Here is a 25,440-nt window from a genome sequence, read left to right on the forward strand (position 1 = left end):
TCCGGTTTCAGCCTCGTAGAGTGCCGGAATGAACGTTCACTCCGAACGCGCCGCGCCGAAGGATAAGCGTCGCCAGATACTGGATGGCGCCTTGGCCTTGATCGCGGAGCACGGCTTTCACGGGTCGGGAATGGCCGCGCTGGCGAAGCTCGCTCGCGTGCCGGTCGGGACAATCTATCGCTACTTCCCCAGCAAGGAAGCGCTGATCCACGACCTCTACAAGGAGATCAAGGAACAGATGATGGCGGAAATCCTGCGAAACTTTGAACCGGCTCAGCCGATACGCGAACGTTTCTTCGCCATCTGGTCGAACCTCTTCGACTATTACCGCGCAAACCCACAGAGCTTCATCTTCATGGAGCAGTATGCGAGTTCTCCGTTCCTGCGCGAGCTTCAATCCACCATGTGGGAAACCACCCCTCAGGTGTTCAAGGATTTCTTCGAGGAAGGCTATCGGGATCAGATTCTGAAACCCTTGCCCCCAGAGATTCTTTACGCGCTCATGATCGGACCGATCATCGCCCTGACTAACGCCAACGGCGACGCGGCCCGCCCCATTTCCCAAGACATCAAGCGCGACGTGATGGTCGCCTGTTGGGATTCACTGAAGCTTTGACGCTGTTTGCGATCAACGCTTTCTAATTGGAGACGACAATGCAATATCAACAGCTCGGGACCACGGGACTTTATGTTTCGCGTCTCACCCTTGGCACAATGACCTTCGGCGGCGCCGGCACGATCTTCGGCGCGATCGGCGGCCTGGAGCAAAAGGAAGCCGACGCCCTCATCGGCCGCTCGCTCGACGCCGGCATCAACTTCATCGACACCGCGAATATCTACGCCGCCGGCGAATCCGAGGTCATCACCGGCAAAGCACTTGGCAAGCGACGCAATGATGTTGTGCTTGCCACCAAGGTCTTTGGCCGCATGGGCGAAGGCGCGAACGAGGTCGGACTGTCGCGCTACCACATCATGAACCAGGCGGAAGCCAGCCTAAAGCGTCTTGGCACCGATCATATCGATCTCTACCAGATCCACGGCTATGACAGCGTAACGCCGATCGAGGAAACGCTCCGCGCGCTGGACGATCTCGTGCGCCAGGGAAAGGTGCGCTATCTCGGCTGCTCGAATCAAGCCGCTTGGCACATCATGAAAGCCCTTGGAACGAGCGCCGCGCACAACCTTGAGAAATTCGCTTCCCTCCAGGCGTACTATTCGCTGGTAGGCCGCGACCTTGAGCACGAGCTCGTGCCATTTCTTCTCGACCAGAGAATGGGGCTGATGACCTGGAGCCCGCTCGCGGGCGGCTTCCTCTCTGGCAAATTCACCCGCGACAAGGTGGGCGCGAATGACGGCCGCCGCACCGTGTTCAATTTTCCCCCGGTCGATGTGGAGAAAGGCTTCGACATCATCGAGGTCCTGCAGAAGATCGCGAAGCGCCGTGAGGCAACGGTCGCGCAGATCGCACTCGGCTGGCAGCTCCACAAGGATTATGTCACCACCGTCATCATCGGGGCAAAGAACGCGGACCAGTTGAACGACAACCTGAAGTCCGTCGACGTGAAACTAGGGGCCGAAGATCTCGCCGAAATCGACGCCGCGAGCGCGCCGAAATTGACCTACCCAGGCTGGATGTTCGCGACCTTCGGGAGTGACCGCGCCCCCGGCGCCGTCCGTGACTGGTCTAAGATGGCGAAATCGACCTTCGCCTGATCGTTCATGCTATGGGCGAGAATCGCTCAGGCGTCCGAGATGGCAGAGGTGGCGCGCATACGCTGGGCATAGACGTTGATAATCAGGGCGACCAGCAGGATCACGCCACGAATGAGGATCTTGAGAAAGCTATCGATATTGACGTGATCCAGACCGTTATTCAGCACGCCGAGAACGAATAGCCCGATGATCGTGTTGCCGATGCCACCTTGCCCGCCGAACAGGCTCGTGCCGCCGACCACCACGGCGGAGATCGAATCGAGCAGATAGGTGTCGAATTCGTCCTGCTGGGCGCTGCCGAAATAGGCGACGCCCAGCATGCCTGCCACGCCCGAGCAAACGGCCGAGATCACCATCACCGCCGAAATGATCAGCTTCACGTTAACGCCGGAATACTCCGCCGCCTCGCGGTTGCCGCCGACCATGTACACGTATCGGCCGAAGCGGGTATAGGTCAACACAATGTGGCCCAGGAGTAATGTTATACCCAGAACCACGACAATCCATGGTATCGGCCCCAGCGATTTGCTGCCTAAGGTGACGACAAGCTTCGGCACCGCATAGGCAATCTGGCCGCGCACCAGCAAAGCACAAATACCAGCGCCGATCTGCAACATCGCCAATGTCATGATGAAAGACGGGATGCCGACGCGGGTGATGCCAAAGGCATTGACCAGTCCGAGCGCCACGCAAGCCGCCAGCGCGAGCATAATGGCCGCCCAACCCGGCAGCGGGAGGTTGGCGATGTTGACGCTGGCATCCTGCAGCGTGAAGAAAGCCACGACGATGCCGATCGCATTGGCAATGCTGGCCACGCTGAGGTCAATCTCGGCGCAGAGGATAACAAAGGTCAGTCCGACCGCGATAATACCCGTGACCGAGATCTGCGTCAGGATATTGTAGAAATTGCCCAGCGTGACGAAGGACGGGCTGGCGAACGAGAAAAACGCGACAAGGAAGATCAGGGTAACGAAGGGCGCGATGTTTCTCAGCCGCGCCCGAACCCAGGCTAAAATTCTACTGCCGCCGGCCCGTCGCTTTACCTGAATGGTGTCGTCCGCCATATCTCGCTCCCTAGGCCGCCGCCAGCAGGCGGTCCTTGCTGACCGCTTCGCCGGCGAATTCGCGCACGATGCGACCTTTCTTCATCACCAGGATGCGATCGGCCAGCGACAGCACCGTTTCCGGCTCGGTCGAGACGACAACAATTCCGATGCCTTGCTCGCGCAACCCGCGGACGATGTGCACGACATCCTCCTTGGCGCCGACGTCCATGCCGCGGGTCGGCTCGCTCAACACCAGCACACGCGGCAAATGCGTCAGCCACCGCGCCAGAGCCACCTTCTGCTGGTTGCCCCCGGAGAGCGAACTCAGCGCGCGGTCCACGCCTGGTGGCCGGATATGCAGAGTCTCGGTATGGCGGGCGGCGATCCGCCGTTCCACGGCAGGATGCAACAACAGGCGCCCGATGCGGCGGAGGATGCTGATCGAAATGTTCTTGAACACCGGCGCATCCGCAAACAGCATTGCGCGACGGCTTTCCGGAACGAAAGCGACCCCGGCGGCGCGCCCGCGCGAGGTGCTGCTGAGCTTGACCGGCCGGCCGTCGATGGTGATGCGACCGCGATCAGCCGGAAGCTTGCCGAACAGGGCGCGCGCCAGGTCGAGCTGACCAGAGCCAAGATAGCCGTAGATTCCCAGCACCTCGCCGGCGCGCACTTCCAGCGACACATCTGCGTAAGCCCCGGCCAGGCTCAGCTTTTCGGCGCGCAGGATCACCGGTGCGTCGGGCTTGCTGTCGAGGAACAATGCGCCGGTGTAACTCTCCTCCAACTCGCCATGCGTATGGCCGATCATCTTCTCGATCAGCCACGGCTTATCGACCTCGGCGGTCCGCGCATCCGCCACCTTGCTGCCGTTGCGGAAGACCGTCAGGCCGTCGCAGATATCCAGAACGTCGTCGAGGAAATGGGAGATGAAGATGAGACTGCGCCCCTCATCCCGCTGCCGGCGGAGCACAGCGAACAGCAGTTGCACCTCGGGAGGTGATAGGGCGGAGGTGGGTTCGTCGAGAATGATGATGCGGGCTCCCGAGAACAGCACCCGGGCAAGCTCAACCAATTGCTGCACGCCCAGCGCCAGCGTGTCCATTTTGGCGGCTGGGTCCACGTCTATGCCCAAACGATCGAGCTGTCCGCGAGCGCCACGCATCATCGCCGGCCAATCGATGAGGCCGAAGCGGTTCGTCGGCTGCACACCGAGATAGACGTTCTCGGCGACCGAGAGACCTCGCACCGCCGAGAGTTCCTGGTGCACCATGCCGATGCCCGCCGCCAGCGCGTCACGCGGCGAGGCAAAGTGCACCGGACGGCCGTCCAGGTGCATGCTACCGCCATAGGCGGTATGCACCCCCGCGATGATCTTCATCAGCGTGGACTTGCCGGCGCCGTTCTCGCCGACAAGCCCATGGATCTCGCCGGCGCCGAGGACGAAATCGATCTCGCGCAGCGCGATCGCACCACCGAACGCCTTCGAGACCCCGCGTAGTTCCAGCAGCGGGGTCATTGGGGGCGCCTCAGATGAGGAACTGCTCCTCCATCCACATCATGCCCGGCGCATTGGCCTTGGTAACGACCGGGCCATCGGCGATGACGTTCTTCGGAATGCCGCCCGGGCCGGTCTTCTGGCCGTCGACGACCGCGGCGACGCCGGCGATCAAGGCCCCGCCATGGATGCGGCAGGAGGGGTTTCGCACCGTAGCGAGCATCCGCCCTTCCTGCACCGCGGCCAGCGCCGGCGGCATGGCGTCGCAGCCGCCGATCAGGATGCTGGTCCGGTTATGGGCCTTCATCACGTTATAGGCAGCAAGCGCCATGTCGTCATTGTGGAAATAGGCGGCATCGATCTTGGGATATTTGTTCAGCAGCGTCTCCCAGATGCGGGCGACCTTGGTGACATCCCAGTCCCCTGGCTGCGTGTCGAGCACCTTGATCTTGGGGTATTTCTTGACGATCGACTCGAAACCACGGGCCCGGCCCTGCGCGCCGGTATGACCCAGGGCGCCCTGGGTCATGATCATATTGCCCTCGCCGTTGATGGCATCGACCAGCGCCTGAGTAACCGATGCGCCCATGAACTGATTGTCCGGCGCAATGAAACTATGCACGTTGATCGTGTCGAGCGGGGCGATGAGTGTGTCCATGTCGATCACCGGAATGCCGGCATCGATCATCTTGTTCACAGGCGCGGTCAGCGTGCCAATGCCGAAAGCCTGAATCGCCACGAAATCCCACTTCTGCGAGGCCATATTGTCGATCGCCGCGCGCTGCTTGGGAGCGGAAAGCTCGCCGTCGAACCAGGTGACCTCTACGTTGAACAGCTTGCCCCAATACTCGGCCGCGCGCTTGCCCTGGGCGCACCAGGTAGCCTGCAGCCCCGCATTGGAGAAGGCTGCCTTCAGTGGCTTGCCGGAACGGCCGGCAGCCTCCGCTAAAGCGGGCGAGATGCCAAACCCCGCCATAGCGACCGTAGCCGCGCCTGCGGAGAGGCCAGCGAGTTGCAAAAACCGGCGGCGCTCGGAGCCCGCCTCGATAGTGTCATCGGTCATGACCGTTTTCCCCAGAAAGGCCGATGCTCCGTGATCGGGCACCGTGCTCGTTGGTCGCCGGCCCCAGGCTAGTGCCGGGTTGGCGACATGTTGCGTCGTTAACTCATGCTAGTCTAAGTCGTTGGCGATCCACAATAAGGCGGCCGCGCTCCCTTGCGGCATGGCTCCGATTCAGAAGCAGACAATTGGCGGATCACGCAAGCCTATTCCGCGCCCACGCCGCGTTATCTTCGGGTTCAGTCGCTGCAGCCAGGGCGGACTCTCGACTATAGGAGGTTGCGAGGGGCAATCGGCGGACCGCACCGATGGTGGCGGGTCCAGACCGGAGGGTCAAGGGTGCAGTCGCGCCGCCGCCATCTTCCCGCGGCGGATAGCTGGCAAGGGCGCGTCCGGTCGGCGGCATTCATTCGTTGGAGATCTCGGCTTCGCACCCCGGGTCGTCCCCTCTTCGGGGGGAGGTAGAACCGATCGCTTGTGATCGTTTCGCTGCTTCGCCGCATCACAGGGTATTTTTATTGGATCGCTCGCGCCGGGCTGTTGTTGCGTTCCGATAAAGATGACAGAATTTCGCGAATATCCTTTCATCGTCAGCAGGAACCAGAACCTCATGAAAAAGAAACAATACTCCCGACTTCAGGAACGAGGGCCAACGCGAGACGGCCGCCCAAGATCATCTTGAGGCTGATCGAGCCCGCGTCCAGGCCATCGGCTGGTAGCGCAAACGGTAGGAACCATTTAGGCTTGATTGCGTCTCCACCGCAGCCGCGAGCGAGCCGCTTGTCCAAAGATTGTGAGCTGGAATCATGAAGAAACTCAATACCGACGCAATTCCCACGGAAAGCGGCTGCAACTACCCGCCGCCCTTCGATGCCCCCTGTCTCGGATCGACTTGGCACCGTCTCGGACGCGCCGCGGGGCTAACCGCCTTCGGTGTCAACCTCTCCCGAATTCCGCCGGGCGTCTGGTCCAGCCAGCGGCACTGGCACACCCATGAGGATGAGTTTGTCATGGTACTGGAGGGCGAGCTGATCCTCGTCACCGATAGCGGGGAAGAGACGTTCGGCCCGGGCGACTGCGCGGCCTTCAAGGCCGGCGATCGGGACGGACATCACCTGATCAACCGTTCAAACCGTGATGCGGTAATCTTGGAAGTCGGCAATTCCGACCCGGAACATGATCGCTGCGTTTATTCCGATATCGACATGGTGGCAGAACCTGGTGTCCAAGCTTATTTCCATCGTGACGGCACGCCTTATCCGCTGAACAAAGTCTAGCGCCATCATGTGGTGAAGCGGCTCCGTCTCGACGCAGCCCGATTTTCGGCGGGCTTTTTCACGCCGCTTCAAAGCCTGCGCGGATGACAAATCTCGCCGGTCCGCTCGAAATCATCCCATATGACCGTAGTTCCGTGCGACTCGACCAACTCGTCGAGCGCCACACCAGATTTCGGCCTGTCCCGTTTCATCGAGCAGTTCGAGAACGAACCGCTGTGCCTCTTGATCGTTGCGGCACTGTATTTCCAAGCCCAGCACTTTGTGGGATTGGCCATTCAGCACATAGACTAAGTAGTTGTTTGTTCCCTCCGGCTTGCAATCAACGGTTGTCCCAGACACTCCTTCGGCTGACGTCAACTCAGATCCCTCCGAGAATTTGAGCCAGCTACTCATCATGTGGATTGGATTGCGAATCAATTTTTGCAGTCTTGGCACTGGCTGTTCGAGCCGTGTCGCGGCGCTTCAGGCAAGCCTGCGTTACTCGGGTCAACGTCGCTCAATGAGCGGTCCATCTTTTTCTCGTCTCGACTATCGATAAGATTTTCGTCGATACCACTTGCTTGGAGCGAGAAATCCTAGCGCCCGTCACGCGAAAACCCTCACAACACTTACATAGCGCGGTTAGCCTTTGGCTTGCGCCACTGATGAGTCGGTGTGATATCGTTACGCTCGACCTTATTGGCTCTGCCGTTGGAAACGGAGTCTGGCGGAATATCATCGACGAGTCGGCCGACCATATGAGCCAGCCACATTAGCAGAAAGTAGTATAGCGGGGGCACCTATCGTGGCAGGCGCCCGTCTAGGCGATCTCTGACATACTCTGCTGTTGCCAGGTGGAGCAGGTTGACTGGCCGGCGCAAGCCCTTCTGGCTAGATTGTCCCGGTCGCAGAAACCAAAACTATTGCCACGGCGGCAACAAAGCCTGCATCTCTTTTGTAACTCTGCCATCATAAGGCTGCCCGAAATCGCTACTCCGACTTTCTCGCTGTTGGGAGACCTCCGCGGAGGATTTGATCCAATGTTGGAGCATTGACGTCAAATTTTGGATCGCCCCATGTTGAAGCCACAAGAAGTCATCCGAGCCTTTATTGATCGTCTCCAAGCAGGCGAACTCATTGAGGTGGGGATGGGCCCCGACGATGACTGGTTTCTCGCCAGATTAACTGGGCACGAGTTGAGTGAGAGACTGTGGATCGACGAAGAGGGATTAGATCTCGCACTCCAGATTGTCGACGAGCTAACCGCAAAAGGGGAACTGGAGCGCGATTTGTTTTGCTCTCGCTTCAAAAGGCCCAGCGTCATGGGTTGGGCGCAGGCGACGCTCTGAAGCGCCTCAAGCTCTAGCGAAGAATGCGCCAAGCTCGTCGAAGCTGCTCGTCCAACCCCCGTTCATCGATACCATATTGGCGGCGAAGGTCCGGAGCTCGATTTCAGTGGCATTGAGCGGCGTCCAGGTCAGCGTCACGCGTGTGCCTGTTCGCCCCTCCGCAAAGACTACCGTGGTCAGCATTTCCAGAGGCCAGTTGCCCTCGAAAAAGGCGCCCGAACGACATTGGCGTGCTCGTCGGAGAAGGAGTGCACCCAGACCAGTCGCGAAAGTGGCGTTAAATCAGCCGACGCTTCCGCGCTCTTTGCCATGACTAGTCCCCTCCCTTGTCGTTATTGGTTGCAGTCAGAAACTCATCGAGGCGATCGAAGCTGTCGTCCCATAGGGTACGGACGTGCTCGAACCACGTGGTCACCTCATTCAGCGCTATGACGTTGAGGTGGCGAGGGCGCGACTGCGCCGCCTGCCCGCGCTCGATCAGCCCAGCGCCCTCAAGTATCCTGAGGTGCTTGGATATCGCGGGCTGAGTGATCGGGAATGGCTTCTGAAGCTGCGATACGGTTGCATCGCTTTTCGCCAGACGAAGCAGAATAGCGCGACGCGTTGGATCGGCCAGCGCGGCGAATTTGAGGTTGAGCGATTCTTCCATTTCCATCCGGTTATATAACCATTCGGATATGGAAGGGCGCAATACCTTAGCGGCGCGGTTTATCGCCCAGGATGGTTAGGCCGCCGCACCTTTCGTGCCGATCTTGTCCAGGCCGGCCATGGCGTCCTGCGGCAATTCGAGTTCGGCGGCCGCGAGGTTTTCCCGCAGGTGTCCGATCGACGATGTGCCGGGGATCAACAGGATGTTTCCCGCGCGGCGGAGTAGCCAGGCGAGCGCGACCTGCATCGGTGTCGCACCGAGGCGCGTCGCCACATCGCTAAGCTCGTTCGACTGCAGCGGGGTGAAGCCACCAAGCGGGAAGAACGGCACGTAGGCGATCCCCTCGGCATCGAGCTGGTCAATCAGGTGGTCGTCCTCCCGATGGGCGAGATTATACTGATTCTGCACGCAGACGATCTCCGCAATGGCGCGACCCTCGGTAATTTGCTTGGCCGTGACGTTGCTCAGGCCGATATGGCGAATAAGCCCTTGCCGCTGAAGGTCGGCGAGCACCGTCAGCGGCGCTTCGATCGAGCCCTCGGCAGGACCGTGAATGCCAAACATGGAACGCAAATTAACGACATCGAGCACGTCCACCCCTAGATTGCGAAGATTGTCGTGAATCGCGCGCGTCAAATCCTCGGCCGAGAAAGCGGGGTTCCACGAGCTGTCCTCGCCACGCCGCGCCCCGAGCTTTGTGACGATCACAAGATCCTCCGGATAGGGATGGAGCGCCTCTCGGATAAGCTGATTCGTGACGTGCGGGCCGTAGAAATCGCTCGTGTCGATATGGTCCACCCCTGCCGCTACCGCCTCGCGCAGCACGGCAAGTGCGCCGTCGCGATCCTTCGGTGGCCCGAAGACGCCTGGTCCGGCGAGTTGCATGGCGCCGTAACCGAGGCGATTTACGCTGCGCTTACCCAGGGAAAATGTTCCGGCTTTGCTGGTATCGACCATGCGATGTCTCCTTTGATCGATCGTGCATGTAGACAGCTTCGCCCTGCGCGATAATAGGTCTCAATCGGCACAGGCTGTTCGGAGTGGCGAACAATGACGGCAGACCTCAGCGACCTCGCCGCGTTCATGGCGGTTGCACACGCGGGCGGGTTTCGCGATGGCGCGCGGGCGAGCGGAACCAGCGCCTCCAGCCTCAGCGAAGCCGTACGGCGGCTTGAGGTCAGGCTCGGTGTTCGCCTGTTCAACCGCAGCACCCGCAGCGTCGCGCCTACCGAGGCTGGCGCACGCCTGCTCGAGCGGCTCGGTCCCGCTCTGAGCGAAGTCGAAGCGGCGCTGGACGTGGTGAATCGCTTCCGCGACCGGCCGGCCGGCACGCTCCGCCTGAACGTCCCGGTCAGCGCCGCCCGGCTCGTCTTGCCCGCCATCGTGCCGCCCTTCCTCGCCGCCTATCCCGATATCCAGCTGGAAGTGGTCGCCGAGGACGACTTCGTCGATGTCCTGGCGGCGGGCTGCGACGCCGGTATCCGCTACGACGAGCGGCTCGAGCAGGACATGATTGCAGTTCCGATCGGGCCGCGCAGACAGCGTTTCGCGACAGCGGCATCGCCGGCCTATCTCGATCGGCACACGCCCCCTGACCATCCTCGCGATTTGCTGGAGCACATCTGTCTGCGCGGTCGCTTCACGAGCGGCGCGATGACAGCCTGGGAATTCGAGCGAAACGGGGAGATCGTGCGGGTGGACCCGAGCGGTCCGCTCATCGTGCGCGCCGGTGCAGCCACCGACCTTGCCGTGGACGCAGCCTTGGCCGGCACGGGCATCATTCACCTCTTCGAGGACTGGCTCCAGCCGTATCTCGGAAGCGGAGCCTTGCTTCCGGTTCTAGAACCCTGGTGGCAAGCCTTCTCAGGGCCGTTTCTTTATTACCCAGGGCGCCGCCACCTGCCCGCACCGCTCCGCGCCTTCGTGGATTTCATCGCCACGCATCGTCCGCCGCTTTGTATTTCGGCATCGCCAAAAAACTGACGGGCAAGCGCTGGCACCTAGTCCCTATCGCTCCTCCAGCCTGCCATGCTCTTACGCCGCATCGTGAAAGATGATCCCAAGCGTATGGCGGCGTCCCTCCCGAACCTTGCTGACGCCATGACGAAGTGCCACGCGATAGTCGCCGCGTGAGCCGCGTACCGGCCGGCTATTGACCGCGAACAGCACGGCGTCGCCCTTGGTGAGCGGCACGACGGCTGGCTTTGTCTGCATCCGCGGCCGCTGCTCGGTGAGCACGAATTCGCCGCCCTGGAAGTCCCGTCCGGGTCCCGACAGCAGCGTCGCGATTTGCAGCGGAAAAACATGCTCCCCGTAGAGATCCTGATGCAGACAATTGTAGTCTTCCGGACCGTAGCGCAGCAGCAGTGGCGTCGGCCGCGTCTGTCCGGCGCTGTGGCAGCGATCGAGAAACGCTTGATGTGTAGCCGGAAAGCGCACCTCGATTCCCATCCGTTCGTGCCACCGGTTCGCGATGGGCGCGAGGTGCGGATAGAGATCCGAGCGCAGATCCTGAATGATCGGCGGCAGCGGGTAGGAGAAGTAGCGATATTCACCTTGCCCGAAGCCATGCCGCGCCATAACGACACGACTGCGAAAGCCGTCCTTGGAATCATAGAGCGCCGCGATACGGTCGCAGTCCGCGTCACTCATGAGACCAGCCAGGACGGCCCAGCCTTGCGCGTCGAGATCGGCGGAGACGGTGGCCCAATCGATGGACAATGGCCGCGCGTCCAAAGCAAGAACGCTCATGCTGCGGCCTCCATTTGCAGCAGCCGCCGCTTGCGGCCCACACCCCAGCGATAACCCGAGAGGCTGCCGTCCGCTTTGATCACCCGATGGCAGGGTATCGCCACCGCGAGTACATTCGCCGAACAGGCCGCACCGACCTCTAGCGCCGTCATAGGCATTGGCAAGGTTTTCGCGATCTGGCCATAGGTGCGGGTCTCGCCGGCCGGTATCGCACGCAGCGCCGACCAGACGGCACGCTCGGCATCCGATCCGCGGATGTCCAACGCAGCATCCAACGGTGTGCGCGGATCGCTCATCACCTTGATGACGCTGACGAGCGCATCTGTGACCATCGCCTGATCTTCGGCGAAATCGGCGCCGGGAAAGGTAGCGCCCAGTTCGTGACGGAGGCGCATCTTGTCATCGCCGACAAGAATGCAAGCGATGCCGACGCCGCTGACGGCGACCAGGACTGTGCCAATAGCCGTCTCGCCGAAGCCGTAATGCAACACGTCGTTTAAAGTTATTGCCATGATTCTACTCCTGATTCGCGAAAACCACCATCGCGCCTAAGCCGATGCGGCTCACTCCGAACCTTGCTTTCAATGTAAAGAAGCCGGCGGCTGGTCAGGCCGCAACCGACTCACGCGAAAGGAGCGCGCGCTTGCGCTCGACGCCCCAGGCATAGCCCGACAGCGCGCCGTCGTTGCGGACGACCCGATGGCAGGGGATTGCCACCGCGATGTTATTGGCCGCGCAGGCACCGGCTACCGCGCGCACCGACTTCGGCGATCCGATCCTCGCGGCGATCTCGGCGTAAGAGGCCGTACGCCCAGCCGGGATTTCGCGCAGCGCCTGCCAGACGCGCTGTTGGAATGCGGTTCCGCGAACGTCGAACGGAAGGTTGAGGCCCAGCCTAGGCGCCTCCACCAAACCGACCACTTGCGCGACGAGCTTCTCATAGTCCCGGTCGCCGCCAACAAGTCGCGCCTTGGGAAAGCGATCCTGCAGATCCTCAGCAAGCAGGTTGGGATCGTCCCCGATCAGGATCGCCGCAACGCCCTTCGCGCTGGATGCCACAAGTATTGCGCCGAGCGACGACTCCCCGATGGCAAAGCGGATCTCCTCGTTCGTTCCGCCAGCCTTGTATTTGGTCGGCGTCATGCCGAGCATGCTCGTCGATTGCTCGTAGAATCTTCCGCTCGAGTTGAAGCCCGCGTCGTAGATCACCTCGGTGACACTGTGATTCTTGTCGAGTCCCTCCCGGACCCGCCCGGCCCGATGACCAGCGGCATAGCCCTTGGGGGTCAGGCCAGTGACGCTCTTGAACAGGCGGTGAAAATAACTGGGGCTGAGTTCGACTGCTTGGGCAAGCGCGCCCAACGAAGGAACCTCTTCGCTCTGCTCGATCAGACGGCAGGCCTTGGCGACAATCGCCGCGTTCTCGGCATCTAGCGACAGCCCATCGGGATTGCAGCGTTTGCAAGCCCGAAAACCCGCTGCCCGCGCGTCTTCAGGCCTGTCGTGAAACCGGACATTCCTGCGATTGGCCTTACGCGAAGCGCAGGACGGGCGGCAGTAAACGCCCGTGGTCGCCACCGAATACCAGAATTGGCCATCAGCGGTCTTGTCACGCGCCAGCACGCGCTCCCATCGCAGGTCGGCGGCCGGGACGCTGCGATCGGTCTTCTCCTTTAAGGTCGTTTCCATGATCCGTCTTTCACCTGGATGACTATGCCACGACCCTGATCAATATCTCTCGGCGCTACACTCCGGCTCTTGCTTTCAAATCCAACAATGCCGAAGCGATATCACCCGCGAAGGCTCTGCTCAGTGGCCGATCTGGCCGACGTGGTATCCCAGCCGGGTTTCGACATCCCCGGGGCGATGAAAGCCGCGCTCCATCAAAGTCTTGATCCTCGCCCGGGCGGCCGGGCGCGCGACGGAGGTAAGAAATGCATCCCACTCGGGCGCAATCTCAGCGTCTGGCGGCAGGCTCGCGATATTAACCAAACGTTTTGTTTCCGCGATGGCCTGCTTGTCGAAAGAGGCGATGCGCGTTGCAAGTGCATCGACGAATGCATCGAGTTCGGCATCCGGCAAGGCACGATTGACGTAGCCGTAAAGCTCCGCCAGATCGCCTGGAATATCATCTGCGCCAAGCAGAACTTCCAACGCCCGTCCACGGCCGATCAGCCGGGGCAACCGTGCCATCGGCCCACCGCCTGGCACCAGCCCGGCACCGACTTCCCATTGCGACAAGATGGCCTTCTCCCGACTTGCGAAACGCATGTCGCTGGCGAGCGCAAGCTCGCTGCCGACCCCGGTGGCGCGCCCGCGTATCGCGGCGATCGACACCACCGGGGCACGGCTCAACCGGACCAACATGTCAGGAAGCTGCTGCAGGCCTGTTGGCCCCGGGGGCAAATCCGTCGTGTCTTCAGGCTTGGCGAGAAAGTCGTAATGGGTCAGGAAGAAGCCGTCGACGGCGCTGTCGAAGACGACGACCCTCACCTCTTCATCCGTTTCGAGCGCCGTGACTATTTCATTCAACTGCGGAAGAGACTGCGGGCCGAAGATATTCAGGGGGGGAATGTCGAGCGTCACCCTCCAGTAGAATGACGAGTGTCGAGTGAGGCGAATCTGCCCGGAGGTCGATGAAGCTGCCTCAACCTGAACCACGTTAAATCTCCCCGAAAAGGACTAAGCGGGTTTCCCTGTGACGCGAGTGAGTAACGCCTTAGCTGCGGCGGTCGAGGATGCAGGGTTTTGCCCGGTCACCAGACGATCATCGACGATTGCAAAACTTTCCCAATCGGCCGCCTTCTCATAGAGACCGCCCAGCCGCTTCAACTCATCCTCGACAAGGAAGGGCACAACTTTGGTGAGCTGTACAGCTTCCTCTTCACCATTGGTAAAACCCGTCACGCGCTTGCCCTTTACAATTGGCGCGCCTTTGTAGGTAACCCGATGCAGTACTGCAGGTGAGTGGCAGACAGCCGCAACCACTTTGTCGGAATTGTAGAAGGACTCGATCAAGGCGATTGAGACGGGATTATCAACAAGGTCCCACATGGGGCCGTGACCACCTACATAGAAAATCGTGTCGAAATCTTCTGCTCTCATATCGGCGAGTTGGGAGGTTTTAGAGAGCGCTGTTTGCGCCGCCTTGTCCTGTTTGAATCGCGTCATGGCGGAGGTTTGATTTTCCGGCAGATCACTCTTCGGATCGATCGGCGGCTGCCCACCTTTGGGTGACGCAAGCGTCAGCTGCACACCGGCATCCTTGAAGACAAAATACGGGGCCGCGAATTCTTCAAGCCAAAAGCCGGTCTTCCGGCCGGTATTGCCGAGCTGATCATGCGACGTTGTCACCATGAGTATTTTCATGTCTTTTCTCCGTTGTTCTTGGTTTTGTACATCCCGATGAATCGGCAGGCGCTTGAGGATCTCAGCAGAGGCCTGGAAGACTAGCTAGTGCACTATGGTATCGCCGATACTTAGGTATCGACTGGACGCGAAATTGATGTCGCCAGCGCCCGTTCCCCTTATTTCGCGGGCAGAAACTCTGTGCACGCTAGCGCTGTTCATATTACCCGGTCGTGCCTTGATGGTCGAGAAGCGCCACATTTCCCCAAGCACATCAGGCCTGACGCATGAGGCCAGGTTCCTGGTCATCCACCCAACACCGTATCGGGCTTGCCCACGGCACGGCACCAGTTCCGTTGCAGCTTTGGGATTCGTGTCCGCCGGCCTTTTGAGGTTTGAGGCGACCTCGCTGCTGGACCAGGCACGATCGCAGGCGATGGGCAACGCCGCCAACAGCAGCCGCTTGGCGGCTAATTCTCTGCACTTCTCAACCGCTTGAAGCGCACCGCTGGTGGAGGGGGTTGGATTTGAACCAACGTAGGCGTTCACCAACGGATTTACAGTCCGTCCCCTTTAACCACTCGGGCACCCCTCCAGGGTGGGAGGGCGATTTCCCTCATTCGCCGCCCGTTGTCAACGACAGGCACAGCTTTCTCCCGGCACGCCTATGTGGCGGCCAGGAAGCGCCTATAATGGCGGGATGAAGCCCCCTCGCCCCTCGCGCCCACACGGCAGCACCCCGCGCCCGTCACAACCCGGAACGCGCCCGCCGCGCGCCGATCATGCCAACCCCGGCTTTGGCCCAAGGCGCCCGCAGGATGCCCCGCGGCCGCGCAACGCCGGCGGGACTGGTGGCAGCGGTGGCGGCTCCAGAGCCGAGCAGCCGCGCGGCGAGTTTCGCGACCGGCAGGACACACGGGACCCCCGGCGCCCTCAGGCCGACCGCGCGAAATCAGGCCCACGCCCAGGAAAACCCGCGCCACATGGCCAGCGGCAAGCCGCCCATTCCGACAAGCCCACCCCGCGCCCTGACCGGACTCCGTTCCACGCTGAGAAACCCGCCCGCGCCACCGAACGCGTATACGAACGTCCTGTCCGTGCCGCCGAGGCGAGTCCTACGCCCGCCCATACCGCTGCTCCTCACCCTGCACGTTCGTCGGGCGCCGCCGCGCCACGTGGAACGGTTTGGCTCTACGGCCTCCATGCGGTTCAGGCGGCGCTCACTAACCCCGCGCGCAGGCTGCGACGGCTGGTGACGACGGAGGAAGGCGCCACGACGCTCGCCAGTCGCCTGCCAAGGCCGTGGTCCGTAACACCGGAGACGGTCGATCGCGCCCGCCTCGATGGCCTTCTCGGGCGGGATGCCGTGCATCAGGGCGTCGCCCTCCTCGCCGACCTGCTTTCGCCACCCGTCCTCGCCACCGTGCTGGAGCGGCCGGGACCCATCCTGGTGCTCGACCAGGTGACGGATCCGCGCAACATCGGGGCGATTCTCCGCTCCGCCGCGGCCTTCGGCGTCGCCGCCGTCATCCTCCAGGAACGTCATGCGCCGGAGGAGACAGGCTCGCTCGCCAAGGCCGCCTCAGGCGCGCTTGAGAGCCTGCCGCTGATCCGGGCCGTGAACCTCGCGCGCACGCTGGTCGTGCTCAAGGCCGCCAACTACTGGGTCGTTGGGCTGGATGCCGAGGCACCCGCGAACCTACACGGTCCGGCCTTCAACGAACGGAAGGTCGCCTTGGTGCTGGGCGGCGAGGGCGCCGGCCTCCGCCGCCTCACCCGCGAATCCTGCGACGAGTTGGCGAAGCTGCCGATGGCCGCTGGGGCGGAGAGTCTCAACGTCTCCGCCGCCGCCGCCGTGGCGCTCTACGAGCTGCAAAGGCGGCCGTAAGAACCGCCTCACGTTGCGCTAAAGCGTGATTGCTGGGTCTAAACCGTGAGCCAAAGATCCGTCATGGCACGCGGGGCGGCCCCCCGCGCGCCATACACGCCTTGCTTCGTCACGCAGCGAAGGCGTGGATGATCTGCCTTCGCCGAGCATGACGTGATGGAATGGTCTCGGGTCAAGCCAAAGCCATCCCACCGCTAAAGCGCCGTGTAGCCACCGTCGATGAAGATCGTCTCGCCGTTGATCATGTCGGAGGCGGTGGCGCACAGGAACAGCACGACGTCGCAGACCTCGACCGGCTGAGCCACGCGCCCCGCCGGGATCTTCGCCACCATCGGCCCGAGCTTCGCCGGATCGCCCCAGACCTGCTCGGCCATCGGCGTCAGCGTCACCGTCGGACAGATGGCGTTGGACTGGATGTTGTGCGGCGCCCACTCCGCCGTCATGACCTTGGTCAGCCCGTTGAGCCCGTTCTTCGACGCCGCATAGGCACCATGCTCGGTCAGAGCGACCGAACTCGTCTGCGAACTCACATTGACGATCTTGCCGCGTTTCTGCGCGATCATCGCGGGCACCAGCGTGCGCGCCAGCAGCCAGGGCGCCCGCAGGTTTACCGCCTGGATGAGGTCCCATTCGTCGATGGTCTGATCGACCAGCATCTTGGGGAAGCTGACGCCGGCGTTGTTGACCAGGATGTCGATCGTGCCCCAGGCCTCCAGCGCCGCGCGCCCGACCCGCTCCGGCTCCTCGCGCTTGCCCAGATCACCCGGCAGCTTGAGGCATTTGCGCCCGTTGGCCTCCACCTTCGCGGCGGCGGCGGCCAGACCCGCCTCATCCCGCGCGACCGCCACGATATCGGCGCCGGCCTCGCTCAATACCGCGCAGAGCTCGATGCCGATCCCGCGCGAGGCGCCCGTTACCAAGGCCTTGCGGCCAGCGAGGGAAAAACGCTGCTTCACATCCATCTCGCGCGCCTCAGAAAACGATCTGCGTCTTGACGACCTCGGGCGAGCCCTGGGCCGCGAACTCAAAAGCCTCGACCGACTGCTCGAAGGGGAAGGTGCGGGAGATCAGCGGCTTCACATCCACCTTGCCGGACGCCAGCAGGGCGATTGTGCGCGGATAGACATTGGCATAACGGAACACCGTCTCGATCCGCGCCTCCTTGATCTGCGCCGACACCACGTCGAACTGTACCGGGCCGGGCGGCATGCCGACCAGCACCACCGCGCCGCCGGGCGCCACCAGATCGAAGATGCCGTTGAAAGCGCGCGGACTGCCGCTCGCCTCGAAAACCACATCGGCGCCCCAGCCTGCGGTCACTTCCTTCACGCGATCGGCGGCACTCGCCTCGGAAACGTTCACCGTGCGAATCCCGTCATAGCCGGCGGCGATCTTCAGCTTCTCCGGCTGTACATCGGTCATGATGATCTCGGAGCAGCCCGCGGCGAGGGCCGCCAGCGCCACCATCATCCCGATCGTCCCGGCCCCGATGACGACGGCGACTTGCCCCGGCAGGATATGCGCCTTGTTGACCGCCTGCATGCCCACCGCCAGCGGTTCGACGAAGGCGCCCTCCTGGAAGCTCACATTATCCGGCAGCTTGAAAGTGAGGTTCGCGGGGTGGATGACCTCGGGCGCCAGGCAGCCATGGATCGGCGGCGTCGCCCAAAACCGCACCGCCGGATCGAGGTTATAGAGCCCAAGCTGCGAGGCGCGCGAGGTCCAGTCCGGGATCCCTGGCTCCATGCAGACCCGGTCGCCAAGGGCGAGGTTCGACACCCCGGCCCCAACGCCTATCACCTCGCCCGCGCCCTCATGGCCGAGCACCATGGGCTCGCGAACGACAAAGGGGCCGATGGCGCCGTGCAGGTAGTAATGGAGGTCGCTGCCGCAGATACCGACCGCCTTCATGGCGATCTTTACCTCGCCCGGGCCAGCCTCCGTCGGCAGCTCGATCTCGCGCAGTTGCGCATCACGGATCTTCTCGAGCACCAGCGCTTTCATGACGATTCCCCTCATCCGGCGGGCGATCGCGCCCGTCCTCTTCGAGGTTCATCATGGACCCGTGAGAGGGCAGGCGCCAAGCGGGCCTGCCCTCTTCTCGGCGACGCAAGCTATCAAGCCAGTCTGATCAGCCCGCGGTCTTGGGCGTCACAGCCACGAAGATCGGCTGTCCATTGCGTAGGATGCGGAGCGCCAGCGCATTGCCGTTGGTCTTGATCGCCTGCCGGATGGCCTGCGCCGCCTGGTCGGGCGAACCCACGTTGCTGCTATTGACGCCGAGCACGACGTCACCCTGCTGTAGCCCCGCCTGATCGGCCGGAGAATTCGGCACGACCTGGGCGACAACCGCGCCATCGGTCCCGTCCGGCACGCTAAGCTGATCGCGCAGGCTGGGGGTCAGCGGCGCCAGCGCCAGCCCAACCCCGCCGCGATGGGCGTTCGGCTGCTGGTTCTGGGCGTTGTTCGCGACGCGGGTCTTGAGTTCGGCGACCTGTGCCGAAATGTCCTCGGCCTTGCCATTGCGGATGATGTCGAGCGCCGCCTTGTCACCCGGCACGATGCCGGCGATCTCGACCGCGAGGTCACGCGGATTGTGGATGACCGTCCCGTTCACGCTCTCGATCACGTCGCCGGGCTGCAACCCGGCCTTCTGCGCCGGGCTATTGGGCTCGACCGCCGCGACAAGGGCGCCGTTCAGCGGACCCTTGCCGTCGCCGGGCAGCCGCAGCGCCTGGCTCATCGAGGCATCGACCGACTGCGCCGAGACGCCGAGGAAGCCGCGCGTGACATGGCCGACCTTCTCGATCTGCGCCACAACCGACTTCACGGTGTTGGACGGGATGGAGAAGCCGATGCCCACGCTGCCGCCGCTCGGCGACAGGATCGCGGTATTCATGCCGACGACCTGGCCGGACTGGTCGAACAGTGGCCCGCCGGAATTGCCCTTGTTGATGGGGGCATCGACCTGCAGGAAGCTGTCGTAGGGGCCATCGCCGATATCACGGCCTTCCGCCGACACAATGCCCGCCGTTACCGTCCCGCCGAGACCGAAGGGATTGCCCATGGCGACGACCCACTGGCCGGTCTTCACCTTGCTCGAGTCGCCGAGCTCGATGAAGGGCAGCTTGTGGTCGGCCTTGATGCGCAGAACCGCGACATCAGTGCTGGGATCGCGCCCGATCACCGTCGCCGGCAGCTTGGTGCCGTCGGCCAAGGTGACGGTGACCGTCTTGGCGCCTTGCACCACGTGGTTGTTGGTCACCACGGTGCCGTCCTCGTCGATGATGAAGCCAGAGCCTGCGGCCTCGACCATCTGCGGCCGCTGACCCTGCATGCCGCCGCCGCCGGGACCCTGAGGCATCATGTTGAAGGGGAAAGGCAGCGGGAACGGGAAGGGCGAGGCCTGCGGACCACCGCCACCCTGATCCGGGCCAGCGCCCTGATCACCGCCGCTGCTGTCGCTGTCATCCGTAGCGGCACCCGGCGCCAGATCAGACAGCACGGTCACCACGGCCGGCTTCACCCGGCTGGCGAGTTCGGTGAAATCGGGCAGGACCTGGCCGGCGCCCACCGGCGGCTTGCTGACATCCTCGGCGAAGGCGCCATGGCCCAGCCCATAGCTGCCGAGGGCCGTGGCGGCGAGTAGCGCGATAGCGAGCGAGGACCGGCGTAGCGTGGAACGGCGGGCGGGCATGAGCGTCGTCTCCTATGGTAGCGAATCGGCACCTTCATGGCACCGTCAGGATCATCCTGTCGCCACACATAGGGCAACGCGCCCGATCGTTACTCCTTCGAGATCGTGAATAGCGCGTCATCTAGGCTCACTTCGGCTCGCAGGGCGGTCTATCCGCGTCTGCCCCTTGACTTGCGGGGCGGCGCATTGTGTCTAGCGCGGCTCGGTCGAGCGTGCAGGGGCGTAGCTCAATTGGCTAGAGCGCCGGTCTCCAAAACCGGAGGCTGTGGGTTCGAGACCCTCCGCCCCTGCCAAACGGCCCGCGCCGCCCGGAAATCCGTCCGGCCGGCGCATTTTTCTTGAGGATTGTACGAGTTGCAGATGAACCTGGGTTGGGTGGGGCGGCCGTGAATTTCGATCCGGTGGGTTTCCTACGCGATGTGAGGGCGGAGGTCGGGAAGGTCACCTGGCCGAGTCGCAAGGAGACGCTCGTAACGACCGCGATGGTGCTCGGTATGGCGCTCATCGCGGCGGTGTTCTTCTTTGCCGCGGACCAGATCATTGGCCTCGGCGTGCGCACCTTGTTCAGCAGCGGCGCCTAGGGGGAATTGGGTCATGGCTAAGAGATGGTATGTCGTCCACGTCTATTCCGGCTTCGAGAAGAAGATCGGCCAGCAGATCAAGGAACAGGCGGCCCAGAAGGGCCTCGCCGACCAGATCGATGAGATCCTCGTGCCCGCGGAAGAGGTCGTCGAGGTCCGGCGCGGCCAGAAGGTCAATTCCGAGCGCAAGTTCTTCCCGGGCTACGTGCTGGTGAAGATGGAGCTGACGGACGAGGCCTGGCATCTGGTCAAGGACACGCCCAAGGTCACCGGCTTCCTGGGCAACCGCAACAAGCCCACGCCGATCACCGAGGCCGAGGCCGAGCGGATCATGAAGCAGACCCAGGAAGGTGTGGAGCGTCCGCGCCCCTCCATCCTGTACGAGATCGGCGAGCAAGTCCGCGTGGCGGACGGCCCCTTCACCAGCTTCAACGGAACGGTGGAAGAGGTCGATGAGGAAAAGGGGCGCGTGAAAGTCAGCGTCTCGATCTTCGGCCGCTCCACCCCGGTCGATCTGGAATACAACCAGGTCGAGAAGGTCTGAGTCGGCGGCGCCAGCCTGACTGCTTGGGTCCTACTAGGCGCACAATCCACGCCGTTCCGACGGGCGGCCATTCATCTCGTCATGGCACGCGAAGGCGTGCCATCCACGCCTTCGTAGCGGAGCCTCCGGCAAGGTGTGGATGGCATGCCTTCGCATGCCATGACGGTGAGTTCGAACTACCCGCGCACCGCCTCCTCGCCGCCCAACCGCCTCACGCTTGACCCTTCGCGGCCGCCCTCCGCCGCCGCGCGGAGGCATAGACGGACAGGCCCACAGCAACGATCAGAATTCCGCCATTGAAGAAATACTGCACGTAAAACGCCGCCCCGAGCTGCTGCACGCCCGAGAACGAAAACGCCAGGATCAGCACCGCCAGCAGGGTGCCGAGCACATTGACCCGCCCCGGCTTGATCGAGGTCGCGCCCAACAACGTCGCCGCGAAGGCCGGTAGCAGATATTCGGGACCCACCGATGGCGTTCCCGTCTGCAAGATGCTGCCGAGCATGATGCCGGCCACCCCGCTCAAAACCCCCGACGCGATGAAGGCGCCCATCACATGGCGCTGCACCCGAATGCCGGTAAGCTCGGCGGCCCGAGTGCTGGCACCGATAACATAGAGACTGCGGCCCACCGGCAGCCGCTCCGTCACCACCCACAGCAGGATCGCGGCAATCGCGACATAGACCGCCGGCAGCGGAATGTGCCGGTAGATCTCCGTCAGGCCGGTAAACCGATCCGCCAGATCCATGCCGACGATCTGCTGGCCGCCGCTATACCAATTGGAAACACCATAAAGCAGCGTGCCGACACCCATCGTGGCGATGAAACTGTCGATCTTGAACCGCGTGACAAGGAAACCGTTCAGCGCCCCGACGATAACCGACAGCACCAGCACGATGAGAATGCTGAGCGGCCAGGACAGGCCATTCTGCACCTGCAGCCCGATCACCAGGATCTGCGCCATCCCCAGGTGATAGCCCACCGATAGATCGAATTGCTTGGTCGCAAGGGGGATCATCTCCGCCAGCGCCAGCATCGCCGTTACCGACTGGCCGACCAGGATGGAATTGATATTCGAGGCACTCAGGAATGTCGTCGGATGCAACACCCCGAAGACCGCCATCACGATGAGGAAGACCACCGCCAGACCGTAGATCGCGACGAAATCCGACAACCGGCGCGGGCTGCGCGCGATCGGCCGAATAGCTGCGGTTTGAGCGGGGTTAACCTGATCGGGCATCTCGGGCATCCTAGGCATTCAGCGTGGCGGGCGCATAGTCGGAGGCCGCGAAGTCCTCGCCAAGCGACGAGCGCGCGATCAGGCTGTCCATGGTCAAAGCCGCGCCTGAGAGTTCCCCGGAGATTTGGCCTCGGCCCATGACCAGTGCCCGGTCGGCCAGCGTCGCCACTTCCTCGAAATCCGAGGACACGATAAGCACGGCGGCGCCCGCTCGTGCAGCATCCCGCACCATGGCGTGAATGGCGAGCTTGGCGCCGATATCCACGCCTGCCGTGGGCTCTTCCAGGATCAGCAACCGCGCACCCGCGGCCAGCCAGCGAGCGACGAATATCTTCTGCTGATTGCCGCCGCTCAGCCAATCGATCAGCGCATCCGGATTGCGCGGCCGCACATCGAAGCGCTCCATCACCTCGCCAGTCCGCGCCCGATCCGCCGCGGGCGACAGGAAGGCTAGGCTGCCGGTTTTCACGATGCTCTGGCTCGGGAAAAGATTCTCGCTGATCGACATCCCGGCGAGCGCACTTTCCCGGCCACGGTCTCCCGCGAGCAGCGCAATGCCGCGCGCCATCCGGTCGGTGATCGTCTCTCGCGGCGGCAGAAGCTCGCCCCCAAGATGAATCGTGCCCGACCGCGTCTCCAGCGCGCCGAATATGGCACGCCCGATCTCATCCTGACCCGCGCCCCGCAAGCCAACCAGCGCCGCGATCTCTCCGGCCGCGACCGAGAAGGTCACCGGCCCGAAGCCATGCAGCCGCAGCGCCTCCACGAAAAGCAACGCGGGCTTATTTGCGGTAGGCTCCGCATGGCCATGCGCGAACTCAACCGCACGGCCCAGCATGTCCTGCACCAGACTGGACGGCGTTACGCTCGCCATCGCCGCGCTGCGCACCAGCCGTCCGTCGCGCAACACCGAGACGGAATCGGCGAAGCCGAAAAGCTCGTTGAGGCGATGGCTGACATAGATGATGCCGGCGCCAGTCGCGCGCAGCCGCCGCAGCACATCGAGCAGATGCAGCGCATCAGGCTCCGGCAATGAAGCCGTCGGCTCGTCCAACACGACGATATCGGCCCTGCTCGCAAGCGCGCGGACAATTCCAAGCAGCGCCTTGCCCGCGGCGTTGAGACTACCGACAGGCGATTGCGGATCCGGTGCCTCGATCTCCATGCGATCGTAAAGCTCGATCGCCTGCCGCCCCACCTGCGGCCAATCAATAAGCCCATGGCGCTTGGGGAAGCCTGCGACCAGCGCCACGTTCTCGCCGACGCTCAGATCATCGACCAGGCCGAGATCCTGATGCACGAAGGCGATCGGCAAACGTTGCGTCACCGGGTTGACCGCCTCGCCGCGCAAGGCGATCGTACCTTCCTCGGCACCGTAAACACCCGCGAGAATCTTGATGAGCGTCGATTTCCCGGCGCCGTTCTCCCCGATCAGCGCATGGATCTCACCCGCTCGTAGAGTGAGATCCACATCGTTGAGCGCGTGGGTGCCGTAGAAGCGCTTGCCGAGCCCCGCGATCCGCAGCAGCGGAATATCATCCGCCATCGGCAAGCGCCTTTCGCCTCAGCCGAGCCTCAGCAGCCCGTCGCTTGGCCGAGCCAGATCTTCTCGTAATGGCAAGCGAAGTTGTTGCTCGGGATAAACTGGTTCTTGTTTCCGCCTTCAGCCTCAACATTGTCCTTGGTCACGATATAAGTCGGCTGCGTGAAAACCGCCGGCGGCTCGCCGACCATCGCATGCACTGCCGCATCCACCGCCTCGAAGCCGAACAGAGAGGAAGGCTCAGGCACGTCGGCGACCTGATACTGGCCCTTGCGGATCATCTGATAGGTGGCCGGCGGCCCATCGGCGCCGATCAGATGAATCTTCTCGGGCGAAGCACCGGCCGAACGCAGCGCGGCGGCAGCGGCGGTGTAATAGCCGTCACAGCATGTCGTCATGTACCAGCTATCGCCGAAGCGCGAGAGCAGGCCCGAGATGGTCGAAGGCATACGCGTGGGATCGCCGATCGGCTGGTTCACCACGGTCAACAGTTTGCAGCCGGCGCAATGCTGGATCGGCTGGATCGTCGCCTGAGCCTTGAAGCGCGCGATGGCGTAGCTGTTATCGACCATGTGAATGTCATGCGCGGTTCCGTTGGAATCAGCGATGACATAAGCGGCCTCGGTCTGCCCGATCTCGGCTGGATTGGACGCAATGTTCTGGTAAAGGCCGAGCTTCGGTGCCGGACCCGGGAAAGCGGTGGCGTGAATGCCGATGACCGGAATGCCGCGCTTAACCGCGTCCTGAATCGGCTGCTGCAGCGCGTTGGCGTCGGCCGGCGTGATGATGGCGGCAACATTCAGCGACAGCGCTTGCTGAAACGCGGCAAGTGTTCCACCCACGGTCCCTTGCCCATTGAGCGTGACGACCTTCCAGCCGAGCGCCTTCGCCGCCTGCTCCACGCCAAGGCCCCAATAGACATAGGGCGTATAGGATTGATCGCTGGAGACCCAGGCGATGGTAAATTGGCCGGTCGGCGCGCGCGGTCCGCTCGTCGGTCCTTTCCACTCGGTCTGCGGCTTCGACCTTTCGGCCACCAGCGCTTTCGCCTGATCGACGCTCAGCGTGGGGTCGATGACCGGCGCAGGCCATTCCGGGAAGGGCTGCGCGCGAGTCGCCGCATGCGCGCCCACCGCGCCCAAGCCGAAGACGGAGGCGCAAAGCGCCGCGGCGGCCAGACGCTTGATCGCGGAGGCCTTCTTCAAGGGCAGTTTTGTCTCGAACATCATTCTTCCCACTCGCTCCATTGCTATTTTGTCGGCTTCTGTCGGCCGATC

The 25,440-nt window shown here is 62.8% G+C and carries 24 protein-coding genes, 2 tRNA genes and 1 pseudogene; 9 read left to right on the plus strand and 18 right to left on the minus strand.

All coding sequences use genetic code 11. From position 1 onward, the window contains the following. Positions 1 to 28: 28 nt before the first annotated feature. On the plus strand, positions 29 to 616 hold the full coding sequence (locus tag GSQ92_RS27805) for a TetR/AcrR family transcriptional regulator (protein WP_256367143.1): 588 nt from the start codon (positions 29 to 31) through the stop codon (positions 614 to 616). 38 nt (positions 617 to 654) lie between these two features. Next, positions 655 to 1,713: an aldo/keto reductase gene (locus GSQ92_RS27810; RefSeq protein ID WP_158806538.1), complete on the plus strand. Its 1,059-nt coding sequence runs from the start codon at positions 655 to 657 to the stop codon at positions 1,711 to 1,713. Positions 1,714 to 1,739: 26 nt separating this feature from the next. On the opposite strand, the gene GSQ92_RS27815 is transcribed toward GSQ92_RS27810, so the two are convergent. From GSQ92_RS27815 to GSQ92_RS27825, 3 genes are read right to left on the minus strand one after another with little or no spacing between them, the layout of a single operon-like run. Then, the gene (locus GSQ92_RS27815; RefSeq protein ID WP_158806536.1) at positions 1,740 to 2,777 is read right to left on the minus strand and encodes an ABC transporter permease; all 1,038 of its coding nucleotides are present in this window, start codon (positions 2,775 to 2,777) and stop codon (positions 1,740 to 1,742) included. A gap of 10 nt (positions 2,778 to 2,787) precedes the next feature. Next, entirely contained in the window at positions 2,788 to 4,278 is a 1,491-nt protein-coding gene (locus GSQ92_RS27820) for a sugar ABC transporter ATP-binding protein (RefSeq protein WP_158806534.1), read from the minus strand. 10 nt (positions 4,279 to 4,288) lie between these two features. Then, a complete protein-coding gene (locus tag GSQ92_RS27825; RefSeq protein ID WP_158806532.1) occupies positions 4,289 to 5,320 on the minus strand; it encodes a sugar ABC transporter substrate-binding protein in 1,032 nt (343 codons plus the stop codon). Between the two features lie 803 nt (positions 5,321 to 6,123). Between GSQ92_RS27825 and GSQ92_RS27830 the strand changes: the two genes are divergently transcribed. Both GSQ92_RS27830 and GSQ92_RS27835 read left to right on the plus strand, forming a co-directional pair. After that, a complete protein-coding gene (locus GSQ92_RS27830) occupies positions 6,124 to 6,594 on the plus strand; it encodes a cupin domain-containing protein (RefSeq protein WP_158806530.1) in 471 nt (156 codons plus the stop codon). A gap of 1,055 nt (positions 6,595 to 7,649) precedes the next feature. Next, entirely contained in the window at positions 7,650 to 7,922 is a 273-nt protein-coding gene (locus GSQ92_RS27835; protein WP_158806528.1) for a hypothetical protein, read from the plus strand. 6 nt (positions 7,923 to 7,928) lie between these two features. Here GSQ92_RS27835 and GSQ92_RS27840 read toward each other — a convergent pair whose 3' ends face one another. From GSQ92_RS27840 to GSQ92_RS27850, 3 genes are all read right to left on the minus strand, one after another. Then, positions 7,929 to 8,180, minus strand: a complete 252-nt coding sequence (locus tag GSQ92_RS27840) for an SRPBCC domain-containing protein (protein WP_371418099.1) — start codon at positions 8,178 to 8,180, stop codon at positions 7,929 to 7,931. A gap of 55 nt (positions 8,181 to 8,235) precedes the next feature. Continuing rightward, entirely contained in the window at positions 8,236 to 8,577 is a 342-nt protein-coding gene (locus tag GSQ92_RS27845; protein WP_254066724.1) for a helix-turn-helix transcriptional regulator, read from the minus strand. A gap of 69 nt (positions 8,578 to 8,646) precedes the next feature. Beyond that, complete coding sequence (locus tag GSQ92_RS27850) at positions 8,647 to 9,528, minus strand: aldo/keto reductase family oxidoreductase (protein ID WP_158806524.1); 882 nt, start codon at positions 9,526 to 9,528, stop codon at positions 8,647 to 8,649. Positions 9,529 to 9,621: 93 nt separating this feature from the next. Here GSQ92_RS27850 and GSQ92_RS27855 point away from each other — a divergent pair, with 93 nt between their 5' ends. Continuing rightward, on the plus strand, positions 9,622 to 10,554 hold the full coding sequence (locus GSQ92_RS27855) for a LysR family transcriptional regulator (RefSeq protein ID WP_158806522.1): 933 nt from the start codon (positions 9,622 to 9,624) through the stop codon (positions 10,552 to 10,554). A gap of 51 nt (positions 10,555 to 10,605) precedes the next feature. Here the strand turns inward: GSQ92_RS27855 and GSQ92_RS27860 are convergent, their stop codons facing one another. The 6 genes from GSQ92_RS27860 to GSQ92_RS27885 form a co-directional block, all read right to left on the minus strand. Next, entirely contained in the window at positions 10,606 to 11,322 is a 717-nt protein-coding gene (locus tag GSQ92_RS27860; protein ID WP_158806520.1) for a 2OG-Fe(II) oxygenase, read from the minus strand. Further along, complete coding sequence (locus GSQ92_RS27865) at positions 11,319 to 11,834, minus strand: methylated-DNA--[protein]-cysteine S-methyltransferase (protein WP_158806518.1); 516 nt, start codon at positions 11,832 to 11,834, stop codon at positions 11,319 to 11,321. Before GSQ92_RS27865 ends, GSQ92_RS27860 begins: the two co-directional genes overlap by 4 nt. A 94-nt stretch (positions 11,835 to 11,928) precedes the next feature. After that, complete coding sequence (gene ada, locus GSQ92_RS27870) at positions 11,929 to 13,011, minus strand: bifunctional DNA-binding transcriptional regulator/O6-methylguanine-DNA methyltransferase Ada (protein ID WP_158806517.1); 1,083 nt, start codon at positions 13,009 to 13,011, stop codon at positions 11,929 to 11,931. Positions 13,012 to 13,131: 120 nt separating this feature from the next. Beyond that, positions 13,132 to 13,983 carry an enoyl-CoA hydratase/isomerase family protein gene (locus tag GSQ92_RS27875; protein WP_158806515.1) on the minus strand — a complete coding sequence of 284 codons (852 nt, stop codon included), beginning with the start codon at positions 13,981 to 13,983 and terminating at the stop codon, positions 13,132 to 13,134. 21 nt (positions 13,984 to 14,004) lie between these two features. Further along, positions 14,005 to 14,691 (minus strand): type 1 glutamine amidotransferase domain-containing protein, encoded by a 687-nt coding sequence (locus tag GSQ92_RS27880; protein ID WP_158806513.1) that lies wholly within the window; start codon positions 14,689 to 14,691, stop codon positions 14,005 to 14,007. Positions 14,692 to 15,179: 488 nt separating this feature from the next. Further along, positions 15,180 to 15,265: transfer RNA gene (locus GSQ92_RS27885), tRNA-Tyr, on the minus strand. 501 nt (positions 15,266 to 15,766) lie between these two features. Here GSQ92_RS27885 and rlmB point away from each other — a divergent pair. Continuing rightward, positions 15,767 to 16,558 (plus strand): annotated as a pseudogene (rlmB, locus tag GSQ92_RS31275) (23S rRNA (guanosine(2251)-2'-O)-methyltransferase RlmB); the annotation flags it as partial. Positions 16,559 to 16,752: 194 nt separating this feature from the next. Here rlmB and GSQ92_RS27895 read toward each other — a convergent pair. The 3 genes from GSQ92_RS27895 to GSQ92_RS27905 form a co-directional block, all read right to left on the minus strand. Next, positions 16,753 to 17,520, minus strand: a complete 768-nt coding sequence (locus GSQ92_RS27895) for an SDR family NAD(P)-dependent oxidoreductase (protein ID WP_158806509.1) — start codon at positions 17,518 to 17,520, stop codon at positions 16,753 to 16,755. A 10-nt stretch (positions 17,521 to 17,530) separates the two neighbouring features. After that, positions 17,531 to 18,562 (minus strand): NAD(P)-dependent alcohol dehydrogenase, encoded by a 1,032-nt coding sequence (locus tag GSQ92_RS27900; protein ID WP_158806507.1) that lies wholly within the window; start codon positions 18,560 to 18,562, stop codon positions 17,531 to 17,533. A 127-nt stretch (positions 18,563 to 18,689) separates the two neighbouring features. Beyond that, positions 18,690 to 20,255, minus strand: coding sequence for a Do family serine endopeptidase (locus GSQ92_RS27905; RefSeq protein WP_158806505.1), 1,566 nt, complete (start codon positions 20,253 to 20,255; stop codon positions 18,690 to 18,692). Between the two features lie 216 nt (positions 20,256 to 20,471). Between GSQ92_RS27905 and GSQ92_RS27910 the strand changes: the two genes are divergently transcribed. From GSQ92_RS27910 to nusG, 3 genes are all read left to right on the plus strand, one after another. Continuing rightward, positions 20,472 to 20,548, plus strand: a tRNA-Trp gene (locus tag GSQ92_RS27910). Positions 20,549 to 20,641: 93 nt separating this feature from the next. Continuing rightward, positions 20,642 to 20,836, plus strand: a complete 195-nt coding sequence (gene secE / locus GSQ92_RS27915) for a preprotein translocase subunit SecE (RefSeq protein ID WP_158806503.1) — start codon at positions 20,642 to 20,644, stop codon at positions 20,834 to 20,836. 13 nt (positions 20,837 to 20,849) lie between these two features. After that, complete coding sequence (nusG, locus tag GSQ92_RS27920) at positions 20,850 to 21,380, plus strand: transcription termination/antitermination protein NusG (RefSeq protein WP_158806501.1); 531 nt, start codon at positions 20,850 to 20,852, stop codon at positions 21,378 to 21,380. A 211-nt stretch (positions 21,381 to 21,591) separates the two neighbouring features. On the opposite strand, the gene GSQ92_RS27925 is transcribed toward nusG, so the two are convergent. Genes GSQ92_RS27925 through GSQ92_RS27935 form a run of 3 tightly spaced genes read right to left on the minus strand, consistent with a single transcriptional unit; the run spans position 21,592 to position 25,392 of the window. After that, positions 21,592 to 22,620, minus strand: coding sequence for an ABC transporter permease (locus tag GSQ92_RS27925; RefSeq protein WP_158806500.1), 1,029 nt, complete (start codon positions 22,618 to 22,620; stop codon positions 21,592 to 21,594). Positions 22,621 to 22,630: 10 nt separating this feature from the next. Further along, positions 22,631 to 24,166 (minus strand): sugar ABC transporter ATP-binding protein, encoded by a 1,536-nt coding sequence (locus tag GSQ92_RS27930; RefSeq protein ID WP_158806498.1) that lies wholly within the window; start codon positions 24,164 to 24,166, stop codon positions 22,631 to 22,633. Positions 24,167 to 24,195: 29 nt separating this feature from the next. Further along, entirely contained in the window at positions 24,196 to 25,392 is a 1,197-nt protein-coding gene (locus GSQ92_RS27935; protein ID WP_158806496.1) for a substrate-binding domain-containing protein, read from the minus strand. Between the last annotated feature and the right edge of the window lie 48 nt (positions 25,393 to 25,440).

The sequence above is a fragment of the Acidisoma sp. S159 genome (assembly GCF_009766125.1).
GTDB lineage: Bacteria > Pseudomonadota > Alphaproteobacteria > Acetobacterales > Acetobacteraceae > Acidisoma.